This is a genomic window from Mycobacterium senriense (genome assembly GCF_019668465.1).
In the GTDB taxonomy this organism is placed as follows: domain Bacteria; phylum Actinomycetota; class Actinomycetes; order Mycobacteriales; family Mycobacteriaceae; genus Mycobacterium; species Mycobacterium senriense.
Genome location: NZ_AP024828.1, coordinates 2,258,258 through 2,282,899, shown reverse-complemented (window position 1 = coordinate 2,282,899; position 24,642 = coordinate 2,258,258). Strand labels below are relative to the sequence as shown.

The following is a 24,642-nucleotide window of genomic DNA, read 5'->3' as shown; positions in this document are numbered from 1 at the left end:
CCGGTTTAATCTCGTTGCGTTACTTCGGGATTAGCGATCCTGATGGGCTTTCCGTCCAGGAAGGCCACCACCGATTCCACCGAGTCGGAGTAGAAGGCGCCCAGCATCTCGCGGGTGACGTACCCAAGGTGGGGAGACAGGGTCACGTTCGAAAGGAGCCGCAGCGGATGGTCTTTCGGCAGCGGCTCGGTGTCATAGACGTCGAGTCCGGCCCCGGCGATGCGCCGGCTTTCCAGCGCAGCCAGCAGGGACGCCTCATCGACGATCGGGCCCCTGGAGGTGTTGATCAAGTAGGCGTGTGGCTTCATCAATGCCAGCTCGGCCGCACCGACTAGTCCCCGGGTGCGTTCCGAGAGCACCAGATGAATGGAGACCACGTCCGAGCATTCGAACAGCGTCGCCTTCTCGACTCGGCGGGCGCCCACGCTCGCGGCGGCCTGCTCGGTGAGATTCTGGCTCCACGCAACGACTTCCATGCCGAACACCGAGGCGTATTCGGCCATGCGCCGGCCGACTCTGCCCAGGCCCAGCAGCCCGAGGGTCTTGCCGGACAGGGTGATACCCGCGCTGCTCTGCCACCCGCCGGCCCGCATGTTGCGATGCTCGTCGGCGAGATTGCGCACCGTCGCGATCATCAGCCCCCAGGCGAGTTCCGGCGTGGCATCGCGCATGGACTTGAATCGGGGATGGGCGAAATCCGAATGTGCCACCAAAATCCCGTGTTCGGTTGCTGCGGCCATGTCGAGGTTGGGCAGGCTCCTGCCGACGATCGTGATCAGCTTCAGGTCCGGCAGCCGCTCGATCAGGGTGCGCGGAAAGGCCATCCGCTCTCGCAGGGTGCACACCACATCAAACGGCCGCAGCGCATCGGCCGCCTCGTCCTCGGCGAGGTGCCGGCCGAAAACGGTTACCTCGGACCGCTTTTGCACGGGCGACCAGTCGGCAACCTGTAAGGCCACGCCCGCGTAGTCATCGAGAATCGCTACCTTGGGCATGCCGTCTCCCCAATCCGGTGCATGGCTATCGCTGGCGGGTAAGGAAGGTCCGTGCTGCTGTGCGGATCGACGTATACCGGGCGACCCAGATACGGGAAGGCGCGTTGCGGGCAGGCGGGCCGGTCACAGATCTTGCAGCCGGCGCCGATCGGCACGATCGATTCGGCGTTGGTCGGATCGATGCCTACGGAGTAGATGAGTTTCTCGGCATGGGCGACGTCGCAGCCCAACCCGATGGCGAAGCTCTTGTCCGGACCGAGGTAGCGGCTCGGCTCGGTCGTCGTGGTCCGCGCTATCCAGAAGTAGGTGCGCTCATCGGGCATCTGCGCGACCTGCGTCAGGAATTGGCCGGGCCGGGAAAACGCATGATGCACCACCCACAACGGACAGTTTCCGCCGACACGGGAGAAGTGAAACGCCGTGGCCGACTGCCGCTTAGAGATGTTTCCCGCGCTGTCGGTGCGGACGAAGATGAAGGGAACGCCGCGCGCGTTGGGGCGTTGCAGGGTGGACAGCCGATGGCAGATGGTTTCGAACCCCACATCGAATCGCCTTGCCAGCTGGTCGATGTCGTAGCGGACACCCTCTGCGGCTTCCAGGAATCTCAGGTAAGGCAGCAACAGGGCACCGGCGAAATAGTTGGCCAGACCGATGTGGGCGACGCCACGCGCATCGTCGCTGAGCTGATCGTCGCCGGCGATGATCCCGGTGATCATCCTTTCCTGGGTCAGCAGGGCGATCTGGGTGGCGAGCTGAAAAGCGCGCTGGCCGGGGTGAAGCCACCGCGCCAGATAAAGGGTCTTCGATTCGGGCGCAAACAGCCGTTTGGAGTTGGGACCCAGCGCCTGGCCGTCGTCGATCACCACCGCGACACCGAGTTGGTCGGCGAGCAGCTCCGCCAGCTGGCCGTCGAGACCCCCGATGCGCAACCGGTTCTCGTTGAAGAGATCTTCGGCCGCGACGTCCAGTTCGCCGATGTAGTTCCTGCGATCGTAGAAGAAATCGCGGACCTCTTCGAAAGGCATTGGCTGCTGGGACATTCCCGACATGTCGACATTCGCGCGACTGTGCAGCGCTTCGAGGTCGGCGGTGGTGTCATGCAGCCGGCGGTGCAGATTGACCAGTGTCTGCCCGATCGCCGGCATGCGGGCGACCAACTCCTCGACTTGCCCGGCCGTCGCAGACGTATCGGCCAGGACCTCACGCAGGTCCGACACCAAGCGGGCGTCGGATTCCGGTGCGAAGTAGTGCGTCGGCAAGTCGAACCGCTCGGTGAGCGTGAGTAGCACCGGAACCGTGATCGGGCGCTGATCATTTTCCAGCTGATTGACGTAACTGGTCGACAGTCCCAGGACGCGCGCCAGCGCCACCTGAGTCAGCCCCTGCTCCTCGCGCAATCGCCGCAGCCGCGCTCCGGCGAACGTCTTCGCCACCTGACACACGCTACGCCCGCCCCTTTCACAAAGTTTGCAAAACCCTGCCGCTAAGGACACACAATTACGCTTTTACAGGGGATTTACCCGGTATCCGGCGCTGCGTACTGTGTGGCTTATGCGGATCCATGATGTGCGAACCCGGCGCAGCGCCGACGACTTCCCGCGTAGCGAGCACTTGGCGTGGAAGATCGCCGAGGTCGCGGCGGACCCGATCTCCGTGCCTGCGGATACCGAGGCGATGGTGATCAACCGCATCATCGACAACGCCGCCGTTTCGGCCGCCTCGGTGACGCGTCGCCCGGTCGCCGCGGCGCGGGCTCAGGCGCAGGCGCACCCCAACTCGCTCAAGGGCGCGAAGATTTTCGGCATCCAGGGCGATTACTCCCCGGAGTGGGCGGCCTGGGCCAACGGCGTCGCCGTGCGCGAACTGGACTTCCACGACACCTTCCTGGCCGCCGAGTACTCCCACCCGGGCGACAACATCCCCCCGCTGGTGGCCGTTGCCCAGCACCTCGGGATCGGCGGAGCCGACCTGATTCGCGGCATCGCAACCGGTTACGAGATCCAGATCGATCTGGTCAAGGGTATCTGCTTGCACGAGCACAAGATTGACCACGTCGCCCACCTCGGCCCGTCAGTGGCCGCCGGCCTGGGAACCATGCTGCGGCTGGACAAGGAGACCATCTACCAGGCGATCGGGCAGGCGTTGCATGTGACGACGTCCACCCGGCAGTCACGCAAGGGCCTGATCTCCAGCTGGAAGGCGTACGCGCCCGCCTGGGCGGGCAAGGTCGCCATCGAGGCGGTCGACCGCGCCATGCGCGGCGAGGGCGCGCCCGCCCCGATCTGGGAGGGCGAGGACGGGGTGATCGCCTGGCTGCTCTCGGGTCCCGAGCACACCTACCAGGTCCCGCTGCCCGAACCCGGCGAGCCCAAGCGCGCCATCCTGGACAGCTACACCAAGGAGCACTCGGCCGAATATCAGAGCCAGGCGCTGATCGACCTGGCCCGCCGGATGCGCGAACAGATCGGCGACCTGCGCCAGATCGCCACGATCGTGCTGCACACCAGCCACCACACCCACTACGTGATCGGCACCGGATCAGGCGATCCCCAGAAGTTCGACCCCGATGCCTCCCGCGAAACGCTGGACCACTCGGTGATGTACATCTTCGCGGTCGCGCTGCAGGACGGAACCTGGCATCACGAAAGGTCTTACGCACCGGAGCGGGCACACCGGCCCGACACCATCGAGCTGTGGCGCAAGGTCTCGACGGTCGACGATCCCGAATGGACCCGGCGCTACCACTCCGCCGACCCCGCGGAGAAGGCATTCGGTGCCCGCGCCGAGGTCACGCTGAAAAACGGTGAGGTCATCGTCGACGAGATCGCCGTCGCCGACGCACACCCCTTGGGGGCCCGGTCGTTTGAGCGCAAGCAGTACATCGGGAAATTCACCGAGTTGGCCGAGGCTGTCGTCAGTCACACCGAGCAGCAGCGGTTCCTGTCAGCTGCTGAGGCCCTGCCGGACCTACAGGCGGGCGCGCTGGGTGCGCTCAACATCACCGTCGGTCCGCTGGTGCTCGAGAAGGCGCCCAAGATTCCAGCGGGAATCTTCTGATGAGCGGACTGATCGGCGCGGGCTCGCCCGCGGCAGAGAAACGGGCGCAATTCCGCGCCGCGCTGGAAAGTGGTCGGCTACAACGGTTTCCGGGCGCCTTCTCGCCCCTGGTGGCAAAGCTCGTCGCCGAACTCGGATTCGACGGGGTCTACGTGTCCGGGGCGGTGCTGTCGGCCGACCTCGGCCTGCCCGACATCGGCCTGACCACCCTCACCGAAGTCAGCGGTCGCGGCGCACAGATCGCTTCGGTCACCGACCTGCCCACCCTCATCGATGCCGACACCGGTTTCGGAGAACCGATGAGTGCCGCGCGCACCGTGACCGTGCTGGAGGACGCCGGGCTGGCCGGTTGCCATTTGGAGGATCAGGAAAACCCCAAGCGGTGCGGACATCTCGACGGCAAGGCGGTGGTGCCGGCCGGCGAGATGATCAAACGCCTGCGCGCCGCCGTATCCGCCAGGCGCGACCCGAATTTCATCATCTGCGCCCGCACCGACGCCGCCGGCATCGAAGGGATTCCGGCGGCGATCGACCGCGCGAAGGCTTATGCCGACGCGGGCGCCGACCTGATCTTCACCGAAGCGCTGCACACGCCGACGGAATTCGAACAGTTCCGCGCCGCGGTGGACACGCCGCTGCTGGCGAATATGACCGAGTTCGGCAAGTCAGAGCTGTTGACCGCTCGGCAGCTGTCCGACATCGGCTACAACGTGGTGATCTACCCGGTGACCACTCTTCGGCTGGCCATGCACGCGGTCGAGGCCGGCCTTCGTGAAATAGCCGACAGCGGAACACAATCCGGGCTTCTAGACCGCATGCAACAGCGCAGCCGACTCTACGAGCTGCTGCGCTACGCCGATTACAACCAATTCGATTCCGACATTTACAACTTCGCCCTCCGAGGAGGCGTGCAATGAGCACCGTCGAAGACAACCAACCCCGCATCTACAAGGGCCTGGCCGGTGTCGTGGTCGACACCACCGCCATTTCCAAGGTCGTCCCGGAGACCAATTCCCTGACCTACCGGGGATACGCGGTCCAAGACCTGGCGGCCAACTGCAGCTTCGAGCAGGTCGCCTACCTGCTGTGGCACGGCGAGCTGCCCGACGATCAACAGCTTGCGCTGTTCACCCAGCGGGAACGGGCCGCCCGCCGGCTGAACCGATCCCAGGTGTCGCTGTTGTCCAAGTTGCCCGAAACCTGCCACCCGATGGACGTGGTGCGCACCTTCATCAGCTCTATGGGCGCCGAAGATCCCGAAGAGGACGACAGCAGTCCGGCGGCCAACTACGCCAAGGCGCTGCGGATGTTCGCGGTGCTGCCCACCATCGTCGCCGCCGACATGCGCCGCCGGCGTGGCCTGGAACCCATCGCCCCGCACAGCCACATGAACTATGCGCAGAATTTCCTGCACATGTGCTTCGGTGACGTGCCCGAGCAGGTGGTCGTGGATGCGTTCGAGCAGTCGATGGTCCTGTATGCCGAGCACAGCTTCAACGCGTCGACGTTCGCCGCCCGGGTGGTCACCTCGACCCAGTCCGACATCTACAGCGCGGTCACCGCCGCCATCGGCGCTCTCAAGGGCCCGCTGCACGGCGGCGCCAACGAAGCGGTCATGCACGACATGCTCGAGATCGGTACCGCCGACAAGGCCGCGGAGTGGCTGCGGGGCAAGCTGGATCGCAAAGACAAGATCATGGGCTTTGGGCACCGGGTGTACAAAAACGGCGACTCACGGGTGCCGACCATGAAGGAGGCCCTCAAACGCGTCGCCGCGGCCCGCGCGGGCCAGAAGTGGCTCGACATTTACGAGGTCCTGGAGAGGGGCATGGCCGAGGCCAATGGCATCAAACCCAACCTGGACTTCCCGACCGGGCCGGCCTACTACCTGATGGGCTTCGACATCGGCATCTTCACGCCGATCTTCGTGATGAGCCGGATTACCGGCTGGACGGCACACATCATCGAGCAGACCGCATCCAACGCGTTGATCCGTCCGCTGAGCGAGTATGTCGGACCTCCGCAGCGCGCTCTATCGTAAATACCGTGTTTGCGAAGGTATTGGTCGCCAATCGCGGGGAGATAGCGATCCGCGCGTTCCGCGCGGCCTATGAGCTGGAAATCGGCACGGTCGCGATCTATCCCTACGAGGACCGCAATTCGGTGCATCGGCTGAAGGCCGACGAGTCCTACCAGATCGGCGAGGAGGGCCACCCGGTCCGCGCGTACCTGTCGGTCGACGACATCGTCGCGACGGCCCAGGCTTGCGAAGCGGATGCGATTTACCCCGGGTATGGCTTCCTGTCGGAGAATCCGGACCTGGCGGCAGCGTGCGGCGCGGCGGGCATCACCTTCGTCGGCCCGAGCGCGGAGGTGCTCGAGCTCACGGGCAACAAGTCGCGGGCGATCGCGGCGGCGCGGGAAGCCGGTCTTCCGGTGCTGGCTTCCTCGGCACCCTCGACGTCGGTGGACGAACTGATGACGGCCTCCGAGTCGATGGAGTTCCCGCTGTTCGTCAAGGCGGTCGCCGGTGGCGGCGGTCGAGGGATGCGCCGGGTGGCCGACGCCACGTCGCTGCCCGAGGCGATCGAGGCCGCCAGCCGTGAGGCTGAGTCCGCGTTCGGGGACGCCTCGGTGTTTCTCGAGCAGGCGGTGATCAATCCGCGGCACATCGAGGTGCAGATCCTGGCCGACACCCAGGGCAACGTCATGCACCTCTACGAGCGGGACTGCAGCGTGCAGCGCCGCCACCAGAAGGTCGTCGAGATCGCACCGGCACCCAACCTGGCCCCTGAACTGCGCCAACAGATCTGCGCGGACGCGGTGGCGTTCGCGCGCAACATCGGCTATACGTGTGCCGGCACGGTCGAGTTCTTACTCGACGAACGCGGCAATCACGTGTTCATCGAGATGAACCCGCGGATCCAGGTCGAGCACACGGTCACCGAGGAGATCACCGATGTCGACCTGGTGTCGGCGCAGCTGCGGATCGCCGGCGGGCAGAGCCTGGAAGACATTGGCTTGAACCAGGATTCGGTCGTCCCGCACGGCGCGGCGCTGCAGTGCCGGATCACCACCGAGGATCCGGCGAACGGCTTCCGCCCGGACACCGGCCGGATCACCGCCTACCGCACCCCGGGCGGCGCGGGCATCCGGTTGGACGGCGGCACCACGCTGGGTGCGGACATCAGCGCGCACTTCGACTCGATGCTGATCAAGCTGACCTGCCGGGGCCGCGACTTCGCCACGGCCGTGCGCCGGGCGCGACGGGCGGTCGCCGAGTTCCGGATCCGCGGTGTCTCGACGAATATCCCGTTCCTGCAAGCCGTTCTGGACGACCCGGACTTTCAGGCCGGCCGCATCACGACATCGTTCATCGAGGAGCGCCCGCAGCTGCTCACCGCCCGCACCTCCGCCGACCGCGGCACCAAGATTCTCAACTACCTGGCCGACGTCACCGTCAACAAGCCACACGGTGAGCGTCCGTCGGCGGTGTACCCGCACGACAAGCTGCCCGACATCGACCTCTCGACTGACCCGCCTGCGGGATCCAAGCAGCGGTTGACCGAACTCGGGCCGGAGCGATTCGCGACCTGGCTGCGCGAGTCGCCCGGCGTCGGCGTCACCGACACCACGTTCCGCGACGCGCACCAGTCCCTGCTGGCCACGCGGGTCCGCACCAGCGGCCTGATCAAGGTGGCGCCCTATATCGCGCGGACCACACCGCAGCTCCTGTCCATCGAATGCTGGGGCGGGGCAACTTATGATGTGGCGCTGCGCTTTCTGAAGGAAGACCCGTGGGAACGGCTGGCCACGCTGCGCGAGGCGCTGCCCAACATCTGCCTGCAGATGTTGCTGCGCGGGCGCAACACCGTCGGCTACACACCCTATCCGGAGACGGTCACCACGGCGTTCGTCCAGGAGGCGACGGCGACCGGCATCGATATCTTCCGGATCTTCGATGCGCTGAACAACGTTGACTCGATGCGGCCGGCCATCGACGCCGTGCGGGAAACCGGGGCGGCGATTGCCGAGGTGGCTATGTCCTACACCGGTGATCTCAGCGACCCGGCCGAAAAGCTGTACACGCTCGACTATTACCTGAAGCTGGCCGAACAGATCGTCGACGCGGGCGCACACGTGCTGGCGATCAAGGACATGGCCGGCCTGCTGCGCGCGCCCGCGGCCGCGACGCTGGTCTCGGCGCTCAAGTCCCGTTTCGATGTACCGGTGCACGTGCACACCCACGACACGCCGGGCGGGCAGCTGGCGACCTATGTGGCGGCCTGGCACGCCGGGGCCGACGCCGTCGACGGCGCCGCCGCCCCGCTCGCGGGCACCACCAGCCAGCCCGCGCTGTCGTCGATCGTGGCCGCCGCGGCCAACACGGCCTACGACACCGGGCTGTCACTGCCGGCGGTCTGCGACCTGGAACCGTACTGGGAAGCGCTCCGAAAGGTGTACGCGCCGTTCGAATCCGGGCTGCCGGCGCCGACGGGACGCGTCTACCACCATGAGATCCCCGGCGGCCAGTTGTCGAACCTGCGCCAGCAGGCCATCGCGCTGGGCCTCGGTGACCGGTTCGAGGACATCGAAAACGCCTACGCCGGAGCCGATGCCATCCTGGGGCACCTCGTCAAGGTCACCCCGTCCAGCAAGGTGGTCGGCGACCTGGCGCTGGCGCTGGTGGGAGCGGGGGTCAGCGCGCAGGAATTCGCCGACGATCCCGCACGCTACGACATCCCGGATTCGGTCATCGGCTTTCTGCGCGGCGAACTCGGTGACCCGCCGGGCGGCTGGCCCGAGCCGTTGCGCACCAAGGCATTAGAGGGACGCGGTCCGGCGAAGCCGGAGCAACAACTGTCGGCCGACGACGAGAAGGCGTTGGCCACACCCGGTGCCGACCGGCAGACCGCGCTGAACCGGCTGCTCTTCCCGGGACCCACCAAGGAACTCGAGGACCATCGCGAGCTGTACGGCGACACTTCGCGGTTGAGCGCCAACCAGTTCTTCTACGGGTTGCGCCACGGGGATGAACACCGCGTCGAGCTGGAGCGCGGCGTCGAGCTGCTGATCGGGCTGGAGGCCGTCTCCGAGGCCGACGAACGCGGTATGCGCACCGTGATGTGCATCCTCAACGGTCAGCTGCGTCCCGTCGTGGTGCGTGACCGCGGCGTCGCCTCGGACGTGCCCGCCGCCGAGAAGGCCGACCGCGCCAACCCGGACCACATCGCCGCGCCCTTCGCCGGCGTCGTGACGGTGACCACCGAGGTCGGCGGGGAAGTCGAAGCCGGCCAGACCATCGCGACGATCGAAGCGATGAAGATGGAGGCCGCCGTCACCACCCCGAAGGCCGGCAAGGTCGAACGAATTGCGGTGTCGCACACCGCTCAGGTGGAGGGTGGCGACCTGCTGGTGGTGATCGACTAGCGGCGATCGCGAGCGGGTCGCCGCCCCATCAGGCGAGGCTGCTCTTGATCAGGGCGGCGCGCGCCAGCGTCTGCTCGGCCTGCTTCACGTGGGCCGCGTCGACCAGCACACCGTTCACCCCGACCGCGCCGCGGCCCTCGGCCTCGGCTTCCCGATAGGCGGCGACATTGGCTTCAGCCCGGGCGATTTCGTCGGCGGTCGGGGCGTAGACCTCGTTGGCGACAGGCACCTGATCGGGATGGATGGCCCACTTACCGGTGTAGCCGAGCAACGATGCGCGCCGCGCGTCGCGCTCGTAGCCCGACAGGTCCCGGTAGTCGGGATACGGCGCGTCGATGGCGTCGATCCCGGCGATGCGCGCGGCCACGATCACCTTGTTGCGCGCGTAAGCCCAGAATTCGCCGGGATATTCACCGAGCGGGACGAAGTTGGTGTCCACCCGCGCGCCCTGGGACAGCGAGAAATCCCCCACCCCGAAGATCAAGGCGTCCAGGCGGGGGCTGGCAGCCGCGATCTCCTCGGCGTTGGCCAGGCCTTCCACCTCTTCGATGAGCACCTCGAGCCGAATGGCGTTGTCCAGGCCGAGTTTCGCTTCCAGCTGGGTGAGCAGCACGTCCACCCACCAGACGTCGCGGGCCCGCCGGGCCTTCGGAATGATGATCGTGTCGAGGTTCTGACCCGCCTTGGTCACCACATCGACGACATCGTCGTGGCACCACTGGGTGTCCAGGCCGTTGATCCGGATGGCGCGGGCCGTACGACCCCAGTCGACGTCGTTGAGAGCGGCGATGACCTTGGCGCGCGATTCCACTTTGACGCCCGCGGGCGTCGCATCCTCGAGGTCGAGGAACACCAGATCGGCACCGCACCGGGCGCCCTTCTCGAACATGTTGTCGTTGCACGCGGGGACCGCGAGTTCGGAACGACGGAGTAGATCGGTCACTAGCGAACTCCTTCTGTCACAACACGCCGCGGGCACGCAGATCGTCAATATCGTTGGCAGTCAGACCGAGTAGCTCGCCGTAAACCTCGGCGTTGTGTTCGCCGAGGCGCGGTCCGAGGTGGCCGAGCGCGCCGGGCGCCGATGAGAAACGTGGAACGGGAGCCTGCACCTTCATCGCCCCGAGCTGTGCATCGTCGACCGACATGAACACCTCACGATGTGTGAGTTGCTCGTCGGCGACCAGATCGCCGATGTCGTAAACCGGGGCCGCGGCCACCTCGTGGGCGTCGAAGGCCGCCATCGCCTCCGAAAGCGTCTTTGTCGCAACCCAATCGGCTACCACGGCGTCGACCTCACGCGCCCTGGCAAGCCGGCGCTGAGGATCGCAGAAGTCCGGATCTGTCACCAGGTCGTCTCGCCCGATCGCCCGGAACACCCGCAGCGCCAGCGCCGGTGAGCTCCCGGACATGGCCAGCCACCGCCCGTCTGCCGTCTGATAGGTGTTGCGCGGCGCCGAAATATCCCACCGATTGCCGGACCGCTCGGGTACCAGACCCAACTGGTCGTAACCCAACAACGTCTGTTCGAGCAGGCGGGCCAGCGGGTCGATCAGGTTGACGTCGATCAGCTGACCCGGCCCCCCGTGCACGTCGCGGTGATACAGCGCCATCATCACCGCGTAGGTGGCGTTCAGTGAAGCCACGCCGTCGGCCAGCATGAACGGCGGCAGTGTAGGCGGGCCGCCGGCCTGGCCGGTGATGTGCGCGAACCCGCTCATCGCTTCTCCCAATGTGCCGAACCCGGGGCGCTCACTCTTGGGGCCGGTCAACCCGTAGCCCGTGATGTGCAGCATCACGATCCGGTCGTTGACCGCGCGCAGGCTCTCGTAGTCCAGGCCCCACTTACGCAAGGTCTGCGGACGGGTATTGACGATGACGACGTCGGCATGCTCCACCAGTCGGCGCACCAGCGCCTGGCCTTCGGCGCAGCGCAGGTCCAGGGTGATCGAGCGCTTGTTGCGCGACAACGACTTCCACATGAGTCCCACGCCGTCGCGCTGGTGACCCCAGCCCCGGATCGGGTCGCCGTTGCGGGGATCCTCGACCTTGATCACGTCGGCGCCGAACTCGCCCAGGTAGGTCGCCACCAGCGGCGCGGCGGCCAGAGTGGCGAGGTCGAGTACCCGCAGTCCGTCAAGCATTGGCACCGGCGGCTGCCCGGGCGTTCGAAGGACGTCGCAGCCCAAGGTGTCCGCGCAGCGTCGAAGAATCGTACTCGGTGCGGAACAGCCCCCGGCGTTGCAGCTCCGGCACCACCATGCGCACGACGTCTTCAAACGCTCCGGGCAGATGCGTTGCGGCCAGCACGAATCCGTCGCAGGCGCCGGTTTCGAACCAGTCCGCCATCTGGTCTGCGACCTGCTGGCCGGTGCCGACGAAACGCGGCCCCTGCAGCAGGGTGGCGCGATGGTTGGCGAGGTCGCGCACGGTCACAGTGTCACCGCCGATGTGCTTGCGCAGGTTCTGCACCAGCCCGCGAATTCCGGAGACTGACGCGATCAGCTCGTCGGTGACGGGGTCGTCCAGATCGTGTTGCGCGAAGTCATAATTCATCAACTCCGACAACAGCGTCAGGGATGCCATGGGATGAACAGATCATCGAGGAACATGGCTTCGCGCTCCGTGGCGTGGGATTCCGACTCGCCGACGACCGCGTATGCCATGGGGCAGATGCGAACCGCGGCGGGATCGCGGCCGGCGTCGGCGATCCGGTCCTTTTGATCCGCATAGTGGCTGCGCGCGACGTCGATACCCGGGTCGCCGGTGAAGATCAATTCGGCCCACCGCGAAGCGAATTCGCGGCCGCGGCCCGACGAGCCGGCCTGGATGATGACCGGGCGGCCCTGCGGGGTGCGCGGTACCGTCAACGGGCCGCGCGATGAGAAGAACTGGCCGACGTGCCCCAACTCGTGCACCTTGGCGGGGTCCGCGTACTGCCCGGACACCCGGTCGTGCAGGATCGCGTCGTCCTCCCAGGTGTCCCACAGGCCGGTCACCACATCCATGAACTCGTCGGCGCGGTCGTAACGTTCGTCGTGGCCGAGGTGTGCGTCGACGCCGAAGTTCTGTGCTTCGCTGTCGTTGACCGACGTGACCACGTTCCAGGCGGCGCGGCCACCCGAAAGGTGATCCAGCGAGGCGAAGGTCCGCGCGACGTGGAATGGCTGGTAGTAGGTCGTCGAGTAGGTGGCGCCCAGCCCGATTTTCGACGTGGCCTGCGCGAGCACCCCGAGGATCACGCTGAGGTCCAGCTTGACCGGGCGGGCGCCGTACTGGACGGCTTCGTCCGCCGAGCCGCCGTAGACCCCCGGCATCGCCAAGCGATCGTCGAAGAACATCAGGTCAAAGCAGCCCTCTTCGAGCTGGCGACCGACCTTGGCGTAATAGGAGGCATCCAGGTATCGGTGCTCGGTTGCGGGGTGCCGCCACGAGCCGGCGTAGACGGAAGTGCTGCCGGCCTGCATGAAGGCGACGAGCGCCATTCTGTCGGTGCGCATGGTTTGAAACGTAACATCTGATATTTCAGATTTCAAACGCTAGATCTGTCGTTTGGTATTCTGCCCAGGTGGCAGGCATCGACATCGCCGGGACGGTCCGCGAGCGCGCAGCACGCGAGCTGCGCGACCGGATTCTCACCGGCGCCCTGCCTGCCGGATCACGCGTCGACCTCGACGCCATCACCGAGGAGTTCGCGACCAGCCGCACGCCGGTGCGCGAGGCGCTACTGGAGCTGTCCTTCGAAGGGCTGGTCCAAGTCGCCCCACGCAGCGGCGTGACGGTGCTCGGCATCAGCCCGGGTGACGTGCTGGACAGCTTCACCATTCTCGGTGTGCTGACCGGGCAGGCCGCGGCGTGGGCCGCCGAGCGGATCGAGACAGCCGAGCTGGAGACCCTGCATGAACTTGCGGCCGACGTCGTCGCACGGTCCGGCGACGACAGCATCGGCGAGGCCAACTGGCATTTTCACCAGATGATCCACCGCGCCGCCCACTCGCCGCGACTGTTGAATCAGATCAAGCAGGTCGCCCGCGTGGTGCCGAGCAATTTCCTCACCTTGTTCCCCGAGCACGAGAAGCACTCACTCGACGAACACCAGGAATTGCTGGACGCCCTCGGTGACAAAGACGCCGAGCGGGCGCGCACCATCGCCGAACGACATGTGCTGGACGCGGGTCGCTCGCTGGCCGAGTGGCTGGAGCAGCACAGCGGCGGTTAGTGCCGTTGCCGGGTCGGCTCAGCCACCGCCGCCGGCTCTCCCGCCTCCCCCCGCTCCGCCGCCGGCCCCCGCTCCCCCGCCGTTGGTGGTACCGCTCGCGCCGCCGCCGTATGGCACCTGGGGCGCGGGTGCGGGTGGCGGGGGCGCTGGCGCCGGGCTGGCCGACGTGGGCGTCGGTGGCGCCGCGGGAGCGTCGGCCGATGCAGTCGTGCCGGCACCCCAACCGATCCCGAGCGCCAACATGGCAGCACCGCCGGCTAATGTCATCGCCTTGCTTGCCTCAGATCTCATCGATCTCCCTCTTCGTAACTCAGCTTGGCTTCAAGCTCAGGTACCCGTAATCCGGGTTCGCAATCGGGGGTTGAGGATTCGGTGCGGTCAGTCGAGCGCGGGAAGGACTTTGTCGGTGAGCATCTGGACCGACTTCCACGCTTCGTCGACGGGCATGCCGCCGACCAGGGGATGCATGACGAGCGGGCCGTAATTGTCCGCGTCGCGCACCTCCGCGATCAGCTGATCGGGGGTGAGGAAGCGGTATCGGCCCGACGCCCTGACCTCGTCCAGGGTTCGGACACCCGGCAGGTGCATAAGCGAACGCTGGGCGGTTGACCATCGGCCGTAAGTGACTGCCTCCCAGAGAATGTGGTCGCCGAGCTCCGCCCATGCCCGGTCCGGATCCTCGTGCAGGTAGATCATTCCGCGATTGATCGGCCCCGGCATGAGGACGAACGGCGACATGCCGGCCTCGGCACACAGCTCGCGGTAGTACGCGGCGATGTCCGGCAGGTGATCGGCCAGGCTGAGCGGCAGCCGGAATCGGGCCGCGCGGCGCGCCGTGGCGCGAGCGCCGCCGCCGACGTACAGCGGTGGATGCGGCCGCGTCCAGGTGCCGGCGCAGATCGCGTTCTCCGGATCGCCGCCGGTCCAGACGGCCAGCATCCGCTCGAGCAGGCCGTCCATCAGTGCACCGCGCCGGCCGAAATCCGCTCCCAGTGCCTCGTATTCGACTGTGCGATATCCCAGACCCACCGTGGTGTGCAGGCGGCCGCGGCTCATGTTGTCAACGAGCGCGATGTCTTCGGCAAGCCGCACCGGGTTCCACAGCGGCCCCAGTGCGCAGTCGACGCTCGCGATCAGCGTAGAGGTCCGGGCCAAGAACATCGCCGCGGCCATGATCGGATTGCAGCTCCACCCGTGCCCGGTCGCGTGATGCTCGTCGACGCTGATGGAGGTGATGCCGTGGGACTCGCCCCACTGCCCAAGCTCGAGCGCCGCCGACAGAAGCTTAGCCTGCGTGCGTGGATCACCTTGCGGGGAAGCGAAGTTGAAGCGCAGTACCGTCAAGAGCATTGGCGGTCCCGCCTCATGACGCGTCCGGTCCGGCCGCCGCCTTCAGGAAGGCCGGAAAGTCCGGGAACAGCGCGCGGTCGACGATCTCGATGCGGGTTCCCGCCGCGTCGACGTAGTAGGCGAAGAGCGCCAGATCCGGGTTAGCGGTGTCGGCGGTCGCTTCGAAGGTGAAGCCGTTGTCTTCCAATCTCCTTGCGCTCTCGGCCAAATCGTCGGTCCAGTAGCCGAGGTGGTGAATCGCGTTGCCGGGTGCCGCCGTCCACGCCGTCCCCGGTACCTCCTTGATCAACTCGACGTGCGGCGCCTGCAGCGAATAGACGAAAGTCGATGTCACCTCCTGGGTTCCGCTCGTCATGCGAAACGGCAACGTGTAGCTGACCGGGGTGATCCAGCGGTAACCGGCCAGTGCCGTCAGCCGGGCCATCGCCGCCTCGAGGTCGGACACGATGATGCCGGTGTGGTAGAAGTCCTCGGGCCGTAGCGCGAATGCCGTCATGTGTTCCTCGCGATCTGGTGGCGGAGCCAGGCACTTTCCCAAAAGTTCGTGCTGTGGGCGAGCAGTTTTTCATGCGCTTCCCGCAGCACGCCGCGAGCCCCCGGGTGGTCGGCCGGGACAAGCTCGGCGAGGTGGATGGCCTGCAGCGCACGATCGGCGGCCAGGTGTGTCCGCGCCCGCTCCACCAGCGCATCAGCGCCGGCCAGCTCGACCACGTCGGCGGCGACGGAATCGAATGCGACCGGGTACAGCTCGGTGGTCGATTCGTGGTGGAACCAGCCCGAGTAGTTCTCCCAGACCGCCCGCACATCCCACGCGACTTTGCCGTACCCTTGGCCCACTTCGTATTCCGGTGGCAAGGTGATCTCCCGCATCAAGGCGCGAACGTCTTTGCCCGCGTTCATCCCGGCAACGGTCTGATCGTGGATGTATCGAATCGCGTCGCGCAGTCGGGTCAACTCCGCATTGATGCGTTCGGCACCCCTGATGGGCTCGAAGTGGCCGGTCACCAGCAGGTCGGCCTGCAGGTCGCGGACCCTCTCCACCGATGCGATGGCCGTCAACGCGTCCCGATACCGGTCGCCGCGCATGGTGACGAGATTGGGAATGTGCCCGATCAGGGGTCCGAACGTGTTTCCGCACAGACAGATTCGTTCGTTGGGCAACCAGATCACCAAGGAGTCGGTGGTCTCGCCGCCGGGCACGGAAATCAGTTCCATGCGTCGGCCGCCGACCTCTAGGCGCAGGGTGTCCTCGAAGTCGACGTCGACGACGGGCACGCTCTGGCCGGCCAGCCGGGTGGTACCGAGGCGCCGCTGGATGGCCTGGATGCCACTGGCCAGGGTGTCCTTGAAGGCGAAGACGCTGCGGTTGGCCCGGTATGGGATGAGCCGGTCGTTGTCGTCGCGCCAAGCCTTCCAGTTCGCTTGTGCGACAACGGTGGTCTCGGGATCTCGCACGCTGTCCAGGCCGCCGACATGATCCACGTGGCCCTGCGTGAAGATGATGTAGCGCACCGGCGACGAGTCCACGGCGTCGAAGTTGGCGCGATGCACCGGTCCCTCGAAGCCCATGCCGGTGTTGACGATCACCCGGCCCTCCGCCGTGGTGAGTAGATACGAGTTGGACAAGCCGGGCGAACACCACAATCCCGGGGCGATCTCTTCGGCCTTCTCGGCAGACGCCGGGCGCATCGCGTCGGCACCCGGCCTGCTCCGATAGACAGGTTCGGACATCGCTGGTGACTCCTTCATTCCGGGCGGACGTCGAACTTGTCGAAGTAGAAGCCGAAACGGCCGCGCAGTTCCTCGGCCGACGTGCCGAAGTGCCGCTGTAATTCGTAGCGGATGCGGCCGTGTTTGCCCCGCGGATTGCCGTCCAGGTAGCGCTGGAAACGTTGCCGCACCTTCGGCGGTAGATCGACACCGGCGCACCGGTAAAGCCGTTCGAGCACCGGCATCTCGTTGCCGTTGAGCTGATGGAAGTTGATGTCGATGCTGCGTTCGGACGCCACCAGGTCGCGGTCACGTACGCACGCGCTGAGCAGTCGGTGCACGCGATCGCTCCAATAGTCCAGCAGCCACTGCGGGTCAATGCTGTTGCGGCGCAACCGGTCCGAGTACGCCATCATGGTGATCGCCGACTGGATCACCGCGACGGGATCGCGGTGGGTGAAAGCCACTGTGGCATCGGGGAAAGTCGCCATCAGCGGGCCGAGCTGCTCGCAGTGCTGCGGACTCTTGAGCACCCACGTCCGCGGCCCGCGCAGGAAGGTGAGCGCCTGCAGGACCTTCTTCATGTAGGCGTAGTGCCGGGTCTGGTCGAGACCCAGGTAATAGTCACGCCAGCCGGGCACGCGCGCATGCCATTCCAGCACGTAGGAGGCCAGATCGAGGTCGAGGAGCTCCACTTCCTCCTCGATCGCCTCGGGGAACCGGTCGTGCATGGCGGCCACCACGGGGGCGCTGGCCATCAGCGCATCGTGTTCCGACTTGGCGCGCGCGTAGCGGGGGTCAACGCCGAAGATGTCCGGACCCTGCCCAAGCGCGGGGATGGGATCCTGGCTCTCCCAGTACGGCAGTGCGCGCCGACGTGGATCGGAGGCAATGAGATTCACCAGATGCGTGGTGCCGGAGCGCGGCATCCCGACGACGATGAACGGCTTCTCGATCGGGATCGACTCGACCTCCGGATACCGCCGGATGAGCTCGGTCAGCGACATGCGGTTGCGTAGCAGGCGCACGATTCGTTGGCGCAGCGAGCCGCGGGTGAGCTGACGCAGGCCTTCGTCGGCTTCGATCGCCGCGACGTGCGCGCGCAGGCGGTCGGCGAAACCGTCGGTGTCGTCGAGATCGGCGGCTCCGGCCGTCAGGCCGGTCTGCTCGACGGCCTCCGCGAGCATCCGATCGATGTCGAGGTCGACGGGCCGGGCTTCGGTGAACTTCAGGATCTGACGCTGCACGTCGGTCAGTTGGGGCGCGGTCAAGTCGTCGAAGTCGATGTCGTCAACCGCAGGACCCACTCCGAACCCCTCTTCGACGCGTCAGGTGAGAAATATGACACAGACGCTAGCCGCGGTGGAGATCCGTCGTTCATCCACCTCGCCGGTGGCCCGGCACTACAGGTTGGCCAGATCGTCGGGCACGTCGACCATGTGTTCTTGCAGCGCCTCCAGAGGCACCACTTCCAGGGTGCTCTCGTGAGTGGCCGCCAACACCACCGGCGCGGCGCATCCGTCGTGGTGAGCGCGCAGCCAGTTCAGCGCGGTCACGCACCAGCGGTCCCCCGGCAACAGGCCCGGGAACCGGTACTCGGGCACCGGTGTCGACAGGTCGTTGCCGATGGAACGCTGGTGTTCCAGGAATTCGGCGGTCATCACCGCGCAGATGGTGTGCCGCCCAAGGTCCTGAGGACCGGTCGAGCAGCAGCCGTCGCGGTAGAAGCCGGTCAGCGGGTCTGTGCCGCAGGGTTCCAGCGGACCGCCTAACACATTTCGATCAGGCACCCCTTCAGTATTGCGCTCTCAGGGGTGAAGTTTGAAGCAATTCCGCGGACCGCGCCGTCAGGTTTTTTGACGCCGGTCCCGTCGCCGGCCGATGTGGACGCCCGGCCGGCGGCCGTGTTAACTCGAACCGATGTCGACGCCGCCCAACCCACCCGGAAATCCGCCCAGCGAGCCGCCGTGGGGATGGCAGCCGCCCGGCTACGGATCGCAACCGAATCCGTATACGCCACCGCCGGGATATCCGCCTCCGGAGGCTTACCCCGGGCACGCCGGCTATCCGGCGTACGCCGGTTACCCGGGATATGTTGACCCGCAGGCGCCCTACGGCCGCGACCCGGTTACCGGGCTGGCGCTGTCGGACAAGTCCGCCACCACCGCCGGCCTGCTCCAGCTGTTTCTCGGCTTGTTCGGTATCGGCCGCTTCTACATCGACTCGACTCAGATTGCGGTAGCACAGTTGTGCGTTGGTCTGTTCGGAGTTCTCTTCAACCTGTTCTGTTTTCTGGGATTTCCGGTCTTGCTCGGCGGCATCGTCTGGGCGATCGTCGACGCGATCATGATCTTCACCGGCAGCGTCAAAGACAACCACGGCCGCAAGCTGCGTTAGTAACTCGAGAACGAACAGCGGTTCCGCTTGTCCGCCAACGTTTTTGGCTCGCGTTGGGCCGGATTTTAACCTGGACGGCTTTGCAACGGTCCGGGGCGCGCCGGTGCTGGTGGTCACGGATTGGTCACGATCGCGAGCGAAAGTCGCCACGCGACAGCGCTGACGACGAACCTGTTGCGACGCGCTGAGCAAATCCCGGGGAAATCGCGCCGAAAACTTATCGTCACATCGTGGAACGACGTACGGCCCTGAAACTCCCTCTTTTACTCGCGGCAGGCGCCGCAGTTGCCCGGATGCCCCGGGCTTCCGCGGAGGAAGCGGGCCGGTGGTCACCCGACCGCGCGAACCGTTGGTATCAAGCGCAGGGCTGGCTCGTAGGAGCAAACTACATTCCGGCGAACGCCATCAACCAACTCGAGATGTTCCAACCGGACACCTTCGATCCGCGGCGCATCGACACCGAACTGGGCTGGGCCCAGTTTTACGGCCACAACACGGCACGGGTGTTCCTGCACGATCAGCTCTGGGCGGCCGATCAGCGTGGCTTCCAAACCCGCCTAGGTCAATTCGTCGACATCGCGGCACGCCACCGTATCAAACCACTGTTCGTCTTCTTCGACTCCTGCTGGGATCCGCAACCCCGAGCGGGACGCCAGCGCGCGCCACGGCCCGGCGTGCACAACTCGGGGTGGGCGCAGAGCCCGGGCGCCGAACGCCTCGGTGACCCGAAGTACGTCCCGGTCATGCGCGACTACGTCACGGCGGTGATGACCCAATTCCGCAATGACGACCGGGTTTTGGGCTGGGACCTGTGGAACGAACCCGACAACCCAGCGCGCCAGTACCGCAACATCGAACGAAGCGACAAGGTGCAGCTGGTCGCCAACCTGCTCCCCCAGGTCTTCCGCTGGGCCCGGGCGGTGGAGCCCAGCCAGCCGCTGACAAGTGGTGTGTGGCAAGGGAATTGGGGGCAGGCGCAGGGCCGCAGCGCGATCAGCGACATCCAGCTCGCCAACGCCGACGTGATCACCTTCCACTCCTACGCCGGTCCCGCCGGGTTCGAGAACCGGATCAACGAGCTCAACCCGCTGGGCCGGCCGATCCTGTGCACCGAGTACATGGCGCGACCCCAGGGCAGCACCGTCGAGTCGATCCTGCCGGTTGCGAAGCGCCACAACGTCGGCGCTATCAACTGGGGCCTGGTCGCCGGCAAGACCCAGACCTACTTCCCCTGGGACTCATGGGATCACCCCTATACATCGGTCCCGAAGGTGTGGTTCCACGACCTGATCCGGCCCGAGGGACGGCCGTTCCAAGACATCGAGGTGCTGACGGTGCGAAAGCTGGCCGGTAGCCAGACATAAGCCGGGTTCCGGCCTTCGTAACCCTTCGCTGAAGTCAATCGAACACCAAACCCCCATAGACCTTCCGGTAGTAGGGTTTATACCTGCTCAGAAGGGGGCGGCGATGCTCGTCGGTATTGGTCGGCTGCTGGCGGCGCCATGACGTGGAAAAACTTTACCGAAGCGGAGCTGATCGCGTCGGCCGGCGGCGACCCGTGGGCGATCAACCAGAGCCTGCAGGCCGGCAGCCCGTTTCAGATATCCCAGTTGGCGGAGGCCTTTCATGGCGCCGGTCGTCATACCGCCGAAGCCGACCACGCCTTTGAGGACGCGCGGAAACGTTTCGCCGCGGCCTGGAACCACCAGGATGGTGGTCATCCGATCAATGACTCCGATGAAGTCCAACGGGTCACCAAATCCCTTGGTGCGCAGTCCGAGCAACTGCCGAAGATAGGCGCCGACCTGGAGTCCATCGCCGCCGCCCTTGCCGATGCACAAAAGCAGGGGGCTCACGAGATCGCCCTTCTGGACAGTGAACTGCGGGGGCTGGACAACCTCATAACCGCGATAGATCAGGACTTGACGCTCGACCTCCCTCCGGCGGAACACGACGAATTGGAGAAGTTGAGGCATGCCGCGCATGCCCAGGCCGTGGATGACGTCCGCGAAGCGGTCAAGCAGGTGAATTCAATCCGCAATGCCTACGCGGACACGTTGCGGAAGTCGATGGGGAATTTGCACAGCGACGGTTACGACCCTCCGGCCGCTGTTGACGACTGGATTGAGCAGCCGCTGCGGGGCGTTGTAAGAAATCTAGGTCCGGTTGCTGGCACCGGTGGTATCCCTGGTATCCCCGGAATTGGTGCGGCGGACCTGGGGGAAGTCGTCGAGGTGCCCGGGCAGAACGGACAGCCTGGGAAATTGTTCGCAATCTTTGGGGATTCGTTCACCGGTGACAAGGCTTACGACGGGAAGCACTACCCATCGGTGGCCGTGCCAGTCACCTTCGACGACCAAGGTCGTCCCCATTTCGGCACTCCGCTCACTGGGCAGGACGGCCAAAACGTCTTGTTCCCACCGCCACCTCAAGCAGCGGGGACAGACACGCTTCCCGCCGGGAGTATCCGGATGAATGACGGCATCACGTACATGATGGTTGCAGGCACCGACAAACTAAACCCCACGGGGGGTTCATGGCTCGTCAAAGTCACGAGCGAACCCGGCCAGGGGTGGAAGCCGATCGACGGGTCGTGGCGTCCCTGGACCCCGAACCCGCCGAATCCAAATGACCCCGTTCACCCCGGCACCAGCGCGACAAGCCAACCTACACAGATCAGCGGTTTTCAAGCCAAAGATGGCAAGGTGTACATCGCCGCCGACTCCTTCGACCGCAGCAGAGGCGTCACCATGTACCGGGTTGACCCCAATCAAGTCACCGACCGCGGCGCCTGGCAACCCTGGACCGGCAGCGGGTGGGGCAAACCCGGAGAACTTGCAACCGTGCCAATGAGCCCGAATACCTACGGTGAACTTAGCTTCCGGGAAGTGGACGGAAAGCCGGTGCTATCGGGCTTCAATAGCACCTTCGGCACGAATCAAGTAGAGGTGCGAGTCGCGAATAATCCCCTCGAAGTATTCAGTGGACGCGCTCCCACAGTCATTGCCCACAACGACACTGGGAACACTCCAATTTCGATACGACAGCCCTACGGCGGTTACATCCTGCCCGGTTCAAGCCTCAACAACCTGAACTTGTTCGTCAGCCAGTGGAATACCGATGTCAATGCGCCTTACAACGTGCAGCAGGTTCAAGTCACTCCGGCGCAATGACGGCCAAGGCAAAGGTCGTCTCCCCGCGTAACGTTTCTGATAGGAAAATCATGATCAGCAAGGCACTAGTAGCATCAGCAGCATTTGCGGCCGCCGCCGTGATCAGCGCCTGCAGTGCGCATGCAGATCCTCCACGCTTCCCCGACCTTGGCGGCTATACCCCAGCCAGTGTCGCCGACTACAGAGTTGACGCATCGACCCCCGGCATACCCGCTACCCAGGTATTTTTCCTCACTCCCGACGGCATCATCTGCAGCTTTCTGTCAGGCCAAGCGCAGTGCACCGGGAACAATCTTCCTGGAATCCCACCGGCTTCACCTGCATCCGATGGATCGCAGCGCGTCAATTGGATTGGAACCGCGTCACGTCTACAACAAATCACGCCCTCGGGCCCCACACCGAACGGAGTCAAAACCCTGCCGCCATCTCATTCCATCACGGTCGACGGGGTGATCTGTGGGGTTGATAACTCAGGGATGACCGCATGCAAAGACACTCAAGGAGAGGGATTTGTGCTGTCGCCGAAGGGATCTGGGTGGCTGCCCCACGTATGAGGGCCGCTCGCAAGCGGCGGCACGCCCACGGGACGGGCGCAGCGACCACAGTTGTGAATCGATACCACTTGCCCTAACAGGCTTTACGACGCCGCGAAGTCGCCGACGGCGGTCATCTTGTTGCCGTCCCAGGCGGTGGCGAAGCCGCCGGCGTTGTATGCGCAGTTCAAAATGATGTCTCGGTGTGGCTGACTCTGCATCCACATGTCGAGTGCTTCCCTGGGAGTCGCAGCGGATCCGGTTCCCCAGAAGACGATCTCACCGGAGTACCTGCTTCTGTAGCCGGCAGCGGTGATTCGCGCCTGGGGTGACGAGCCGTCCGAACCGATGTGTCCGCTCACCCCGTTGCGCAGCATGTCATCGGCGTGGCGTTGGGCGGCTTCGGTCAGGCGGGGATCGTCATTGATCGGCCCGCATCCTGGGCGAAGCTGGTTGATGCCGCTGTACAGCGCGGTCCCCGAATCGTCTGCGTGCGCGACGAAACCGGACAGTGTCCCGGGAGTCGTGATGAAGGCAGTAAGGATCGCGAGGACGGCGATGATCTCGACTCTCTTGGCCATGATGCCTCTTGTCGCGCGCTCGCTTTGCTGTTTTGGTATCTAAATGTTACCCATTTTCAACCAAGAACGATCACGAAGCGCAAATCCGTTCCGCGGCACCGACATGCTTACCGGCTCGACGGCGAGGGTCTAGTGACCGGCGTTGTGGGCGAGATCGATGGCGTACTGGCTCACGAAGTTGCCGGCCGGGGGATCACCTTTGCCGCAGGTTCCATCGGACTCGCCGGGACGTTTGATCCATAGGTACGCGTCGGCGTGCGCGCCCGCGGTGCTGGCGGTCGGCGGGGTGCCCAGCGCCCGGCCGCTCGGGTTGCACCAGTTGAGCTCGGAGTCGGGGGCCGGTCCGGCACCGTTGCGCGAGGTGTCGATCACGTAGTGCGAACCGTTGGTGAGCCCCGAAATGGCCTCGCCGTAACCGATTTCGTCCTCGGTGGTGAAGAAGTTCGCGGTGTTGATGCTGAAGCCCCGGGCGTGGCCCACGCCGGCCTGGTTGAGCCGGGCGGCCATGTCGTCGGCGCTGTGCCAACGCAGGTGACCCGCGTCGACGTACACGGCCGCGTTCGGATCCTTGGTCAGGGTGTCGACGGCGTAGCGGATGAGGTCGAAGCGTTCCTGGCGCGCATCACCCGACAAGCAGTCGGCCATGGCAAGCGCATCGGGTTCGACAACGATCGCCACCCGCGAAGCGCCCACACCGGATGCGATGCCGTCGATCCACGAGCGGTAGTCGTCGGCCGAGCCCATACCGCCGGCGGCGAAGCTGCCGCAGTCGCGGTGCGGGATGCCGTAAATCGCCAGAACCGGGATGGCGCCGGCCCCATTCGCGTCGCCGACATACTTGCCGACCGTTGCCACCGATCCGCCAGGGACGATCCAGTACGCCTGCGGCGTGTTGGCGATGGCGCTCAACTCGGGACTGGGCGGGTCGGCGCTCTGCGCGGCGCGCATGGCCGCCGACGTCGGGTTGACGTAGAACGGCGCTCCGGCCAACGGGTCGCCGTCGGCGACCAGCCGCACTGCGGGCGCCGGACGGACCTGCATCGGACCGGCCATAAGACCCACGCCGGCCACGGCTGCGAGTGTGAGCAAGGGGACGATCCACCGCGCGGCTGCACCTGCAGCTGAGAAGTTCACCTGAGGAAAATTAGTGGCTCGGAAGCATCTAGCGCCAATCGGCGCCGGCCCAAGCCGTGCGTC

General features: G+C 65.7%; 19 protein-coding genes and 1 pseudogene. 8 read left to right on the top strand and 12 right to left on the bottom strand.

Annotated features, from left to right (window positions below; all coding sequences use genetic code 11):
* Nucleotides 1-5: 5 nt before the first annotated feature.
* Nucleotides 6-995: a D-2-hydroxyacid dehydrogenase family protein gene (locus tag MTY59_RS10865; protein ID WP_221045643.1), complete on the bottom strand. Its 990-nt coding sequence runs from the start codon at nt 993-995 to the stop codon at nt 6-8.
* Nucleotides 983-2,437: a short-chain fatty acyl-CoA regulator family protein gene (locus MTY59_RS10860; RefSeq protein WP_221045642.1), complete on the bottom strand. Its 1,455-nt coding sequence runs from the start codon at nt 2,435-2,437 to the stop codon at nt 983-985. Before MTY59_RS10860 ends, MTY59_RS10865 begins: the two co-directional genes overlap by 13 nt.
* Before the next feature lie 109 nt (nt 2,438-2,546).
* Between MTY59_RS10860 and prpD the strand changes: the two genes are divergently transcribed.
* Genes prpD through MTY59_RS10840 form a run of 4 tightly spaced genes read left to right on the top strand, consistent with a single transcriptional unit; the run spans nt 2,547 to nt 9,482 of the window.
* Entirely contained in the window at nt 2,547-4,052 is a 1,506-nt protein-coding gene (prpD, locus tag MTY59_RS10855; RefSeq protein ID WP_221045641.1) for a 2-methylcitrate dehydratase PrpD, read from the top strand.
* Entirely contained in the window at nt 4,052-4,969 is a 918-nt protein-coding gene (prpB, locus tag MTY59_RS10850) for a methylisocitrate lyase (RefSeq protein ID WP_221045640.1), read from the top strand. Before prpD ends, prpB begins: the two co-directional genes overlap by 1 nt.
* A complete protein-coding gene (locus MTY59_RS10845; RefSeq protein ID WP_221045639.1) occupies nt 4,966-6,093 on the top strand; it encodes a bifunctional 2-methylcitrate synthase/citrate synthase in 1,128 nt (375 codons plus the stop codon). The genes prpB and MTY59_RS10845 overlap by 4 nt, the downstream gene beginning before the upstream one ends.
* A 5-nt stretch (nt 6,094-6,098) precedes the next feature.
* Nucleotides 6,099-9,482: a pyruvate carboxylase gene (locus MTY59_RS10840; RefSeq protein WP_221045638.1), complete on the top strand. Its 3,384-nt coding sequence runs from the start codon at nt 6,099-6,101 to the stop codon at nt 9,480-9,482.
* Nucleotides 9,483-9,510: 28 nt separating this feature from the next.
* Here MTY59_RS10840 and MTY59_RS10835 read toward each other — a convergent pair whose 3' ends face one another.
* From MTY59_RS10835 to MTY59_RS10825, 3 genes and pseudogenes are all read right to left on the bottom strand, one after another.
* Nucleotides 9,511-10,425, bottom strand: coding sequence for an HpcH/HpaI aldolase/citrate lyase family protein (locus tag MTY59_RS10835; protein WP_221045637.1), 915 nt, complete (start codon nt 10,423-10,425; stop codon nt 9,511-9,513).
* A gap of 16 nt (nt 10,426-10,441) precedes the next feature.
* Nucleotides 10,442-11,626 (bottom strand): CaiB/BaiF CoA transferase family protein, encoded by a 1,185-nt coding sequence (locus tag MTY59_RS10830; protein WP_221046378.1) that lies wholly within the window; start codon nt 11,624-11,626, stop codon nt 10,442-10,444.
* Nucleotides 11,619-12,982, bottom strand: a pseudogene (locus MTY59_RS10825) (LLM class flavin-dependent oxidoreductase). The gene MTY59_RS10830 and the pseudogene MTY59_RS10825 overlap by 8 nt, the downstream one beginning before the upstream one ends.
* A gap of 68 nt (nt 12,983-13,050) precedes the next feature.
* Between MTY59_RS10825 and MTY59_RS10820 the strand changes: the two are divergent.
* Nucleotides 13,051-13,701 (top strand): GntR family transcriptional regulator, encoded by a 651-nt coding sequence (locus MTY59_RS10820; RefSeq protein ID WP_221045636.1) that lies wholly within the window; start codon nt 13,051-13,053, stop codon nt 13,699-13,701.
* Between the two features lie 378 nt (nt 13,702-14,079).
* Here the strand turns inward: MTY59_RS10820 and MTY59_RS10815 are convergent, their stop codons facing one another.
* The 5 genes from MTY59_RS10815 to MTY59_RS10795 all read right to left on the bottom strand — a co-directional run bounded on the left by MTY59_RS10815 (nt 14,080) and on the right by MTY59_RS10795 (nt 18,551).
* Entirely contained in the window at nt 14,080-15,051 is a 972-nt protein-coding gene (locus MTY59_RS10815; RefSeq protein ID WP_221045635.1) for an LLM class flavin-dependent oxidoreductase, read from the bottom strand.
* 13 nt (nt 15,052-15,064) lie between these two features.
* Nucleotides 15,065-15,547: a VOC family protein gene (locus MTY59_RS10810; RefSeq protein WP_221045634.1), complete on the bottom strand. Its 483-nt coding sequence runs from the start codon at nt 15,545-15,547 to the stop codon at nt 15,065-15,067.
* Entirely contained in the window at nt 15,544-16,782 is a 1,239-nt protein-coding gene (locus tag MTY59_RS10805) for an MBL fold metallo-hydrolase (protein ID WP_221045633.1), read from the bottom strand. Before MTY59_RS10805 ends, MTY59_RS10810 begins: the two co-directional genes overlap by 4 nt.
* A gap of 14 nt (nt 16,783-16,796) precedes the next feature.
* Nucleotides 16,797-18,068, bottom strand: coding sequence for a sulfotransferase family protein (locus MTY59_RS10800; RefSeq protein ID WP_221045632.1), 1,272 nt, complete (start codon nt 18,066-18,068; stop codon nt 16,797-16,799).
* A gap of 96 nt (nt 18,069-18,164) precedes the next feature.
* On the bottom strand, nt 18,165-18,551 hold the full coding sequence (locus MTY59_RS10795; RefSeq protein WP_065027515.1) for a DUF2237 family protein: 387 nt from the start codon (nt 18,549-18,551) through the stop codon (nt 18,165-18,167).
* Nucleotides 18,552-18,681: 130 nt separating this feature from the next.
* On the opposite strand from MTY59_RS10795, the gene MTY59_RS10790 reads away from it, so the two are divergent.
* The 3 genes from MTY59_RS10790 (at nt 18,682) to MTY59_RS10780 (ending at nt 22,331) form a co-directional block, all read left to right on the top strand.
* A complete protein-coding gene (locus tag MTY59_RS10790) occupies nt 18,682-19,158 on the top strand; it encodes an NINE protein (RefSeq protein WP_221045631.1) in 477 nt (158 codons plus the stop codon).
* 230 nt (nt 19,159-19,388) lie between these two features.
* Complete coding sequence (locus MTY59_RS10785) at nt 19,389-20,522, top strand: cellulase family glycosylhydrolase (RefSeq protein ID WP_221045630.1); 1,134 nt, start codon at nt 19,389-19,391, stop codon at nt 20,520-20,522.
* Between the two features lie 138 nt (nt 20,523-20,660).
* Complete coding sequence (locus MTY59_RS10780) at nt 20,661-22,331, top strand: putative alpha/beta hydrolase (protein WP_221045629.1); 1,671 nt, start codon at nt 20,661-20,663, stop codon at nt 22,329-22,331.
* A gap of 637 nt (nt 22,332-22,968) precedes the next feature.
* On the opposite strand, the gene MTY59_RS10775 is transcribed toward MTY59_RS10780, so the two are convergent.
* Together MTY59_RS10775 and MTY59_RS10770 are read right to left on the bottom strand one after the other, a co-directional pair.
* Nucleotides 22,969-23,445 (bottom strand): CAP domain-containing protein, encoded by a 477-nt coding sequence (locus MTY59_RS10775; protein ID WP_221045628.1) that lies wholly within the window; start codon nt 23,443-23,445, stop codon nt 22,969-22,971.
* Between the two features lie 129 nt (nt 23,446-23,574).
* A complete protein-coding gene (locus tag MTY59_RS10770; RefSeq protein ID WP_221045627.1) occupies nt 23,575-24,579 on the bottom strand; it encodes a glycoside hydrolase family 6 protein in 1,005 nt (334 codons plus the stop codon).
* Between the last annotated feature and the right edge of the window lie 63 nt (nt 24,580-24,642).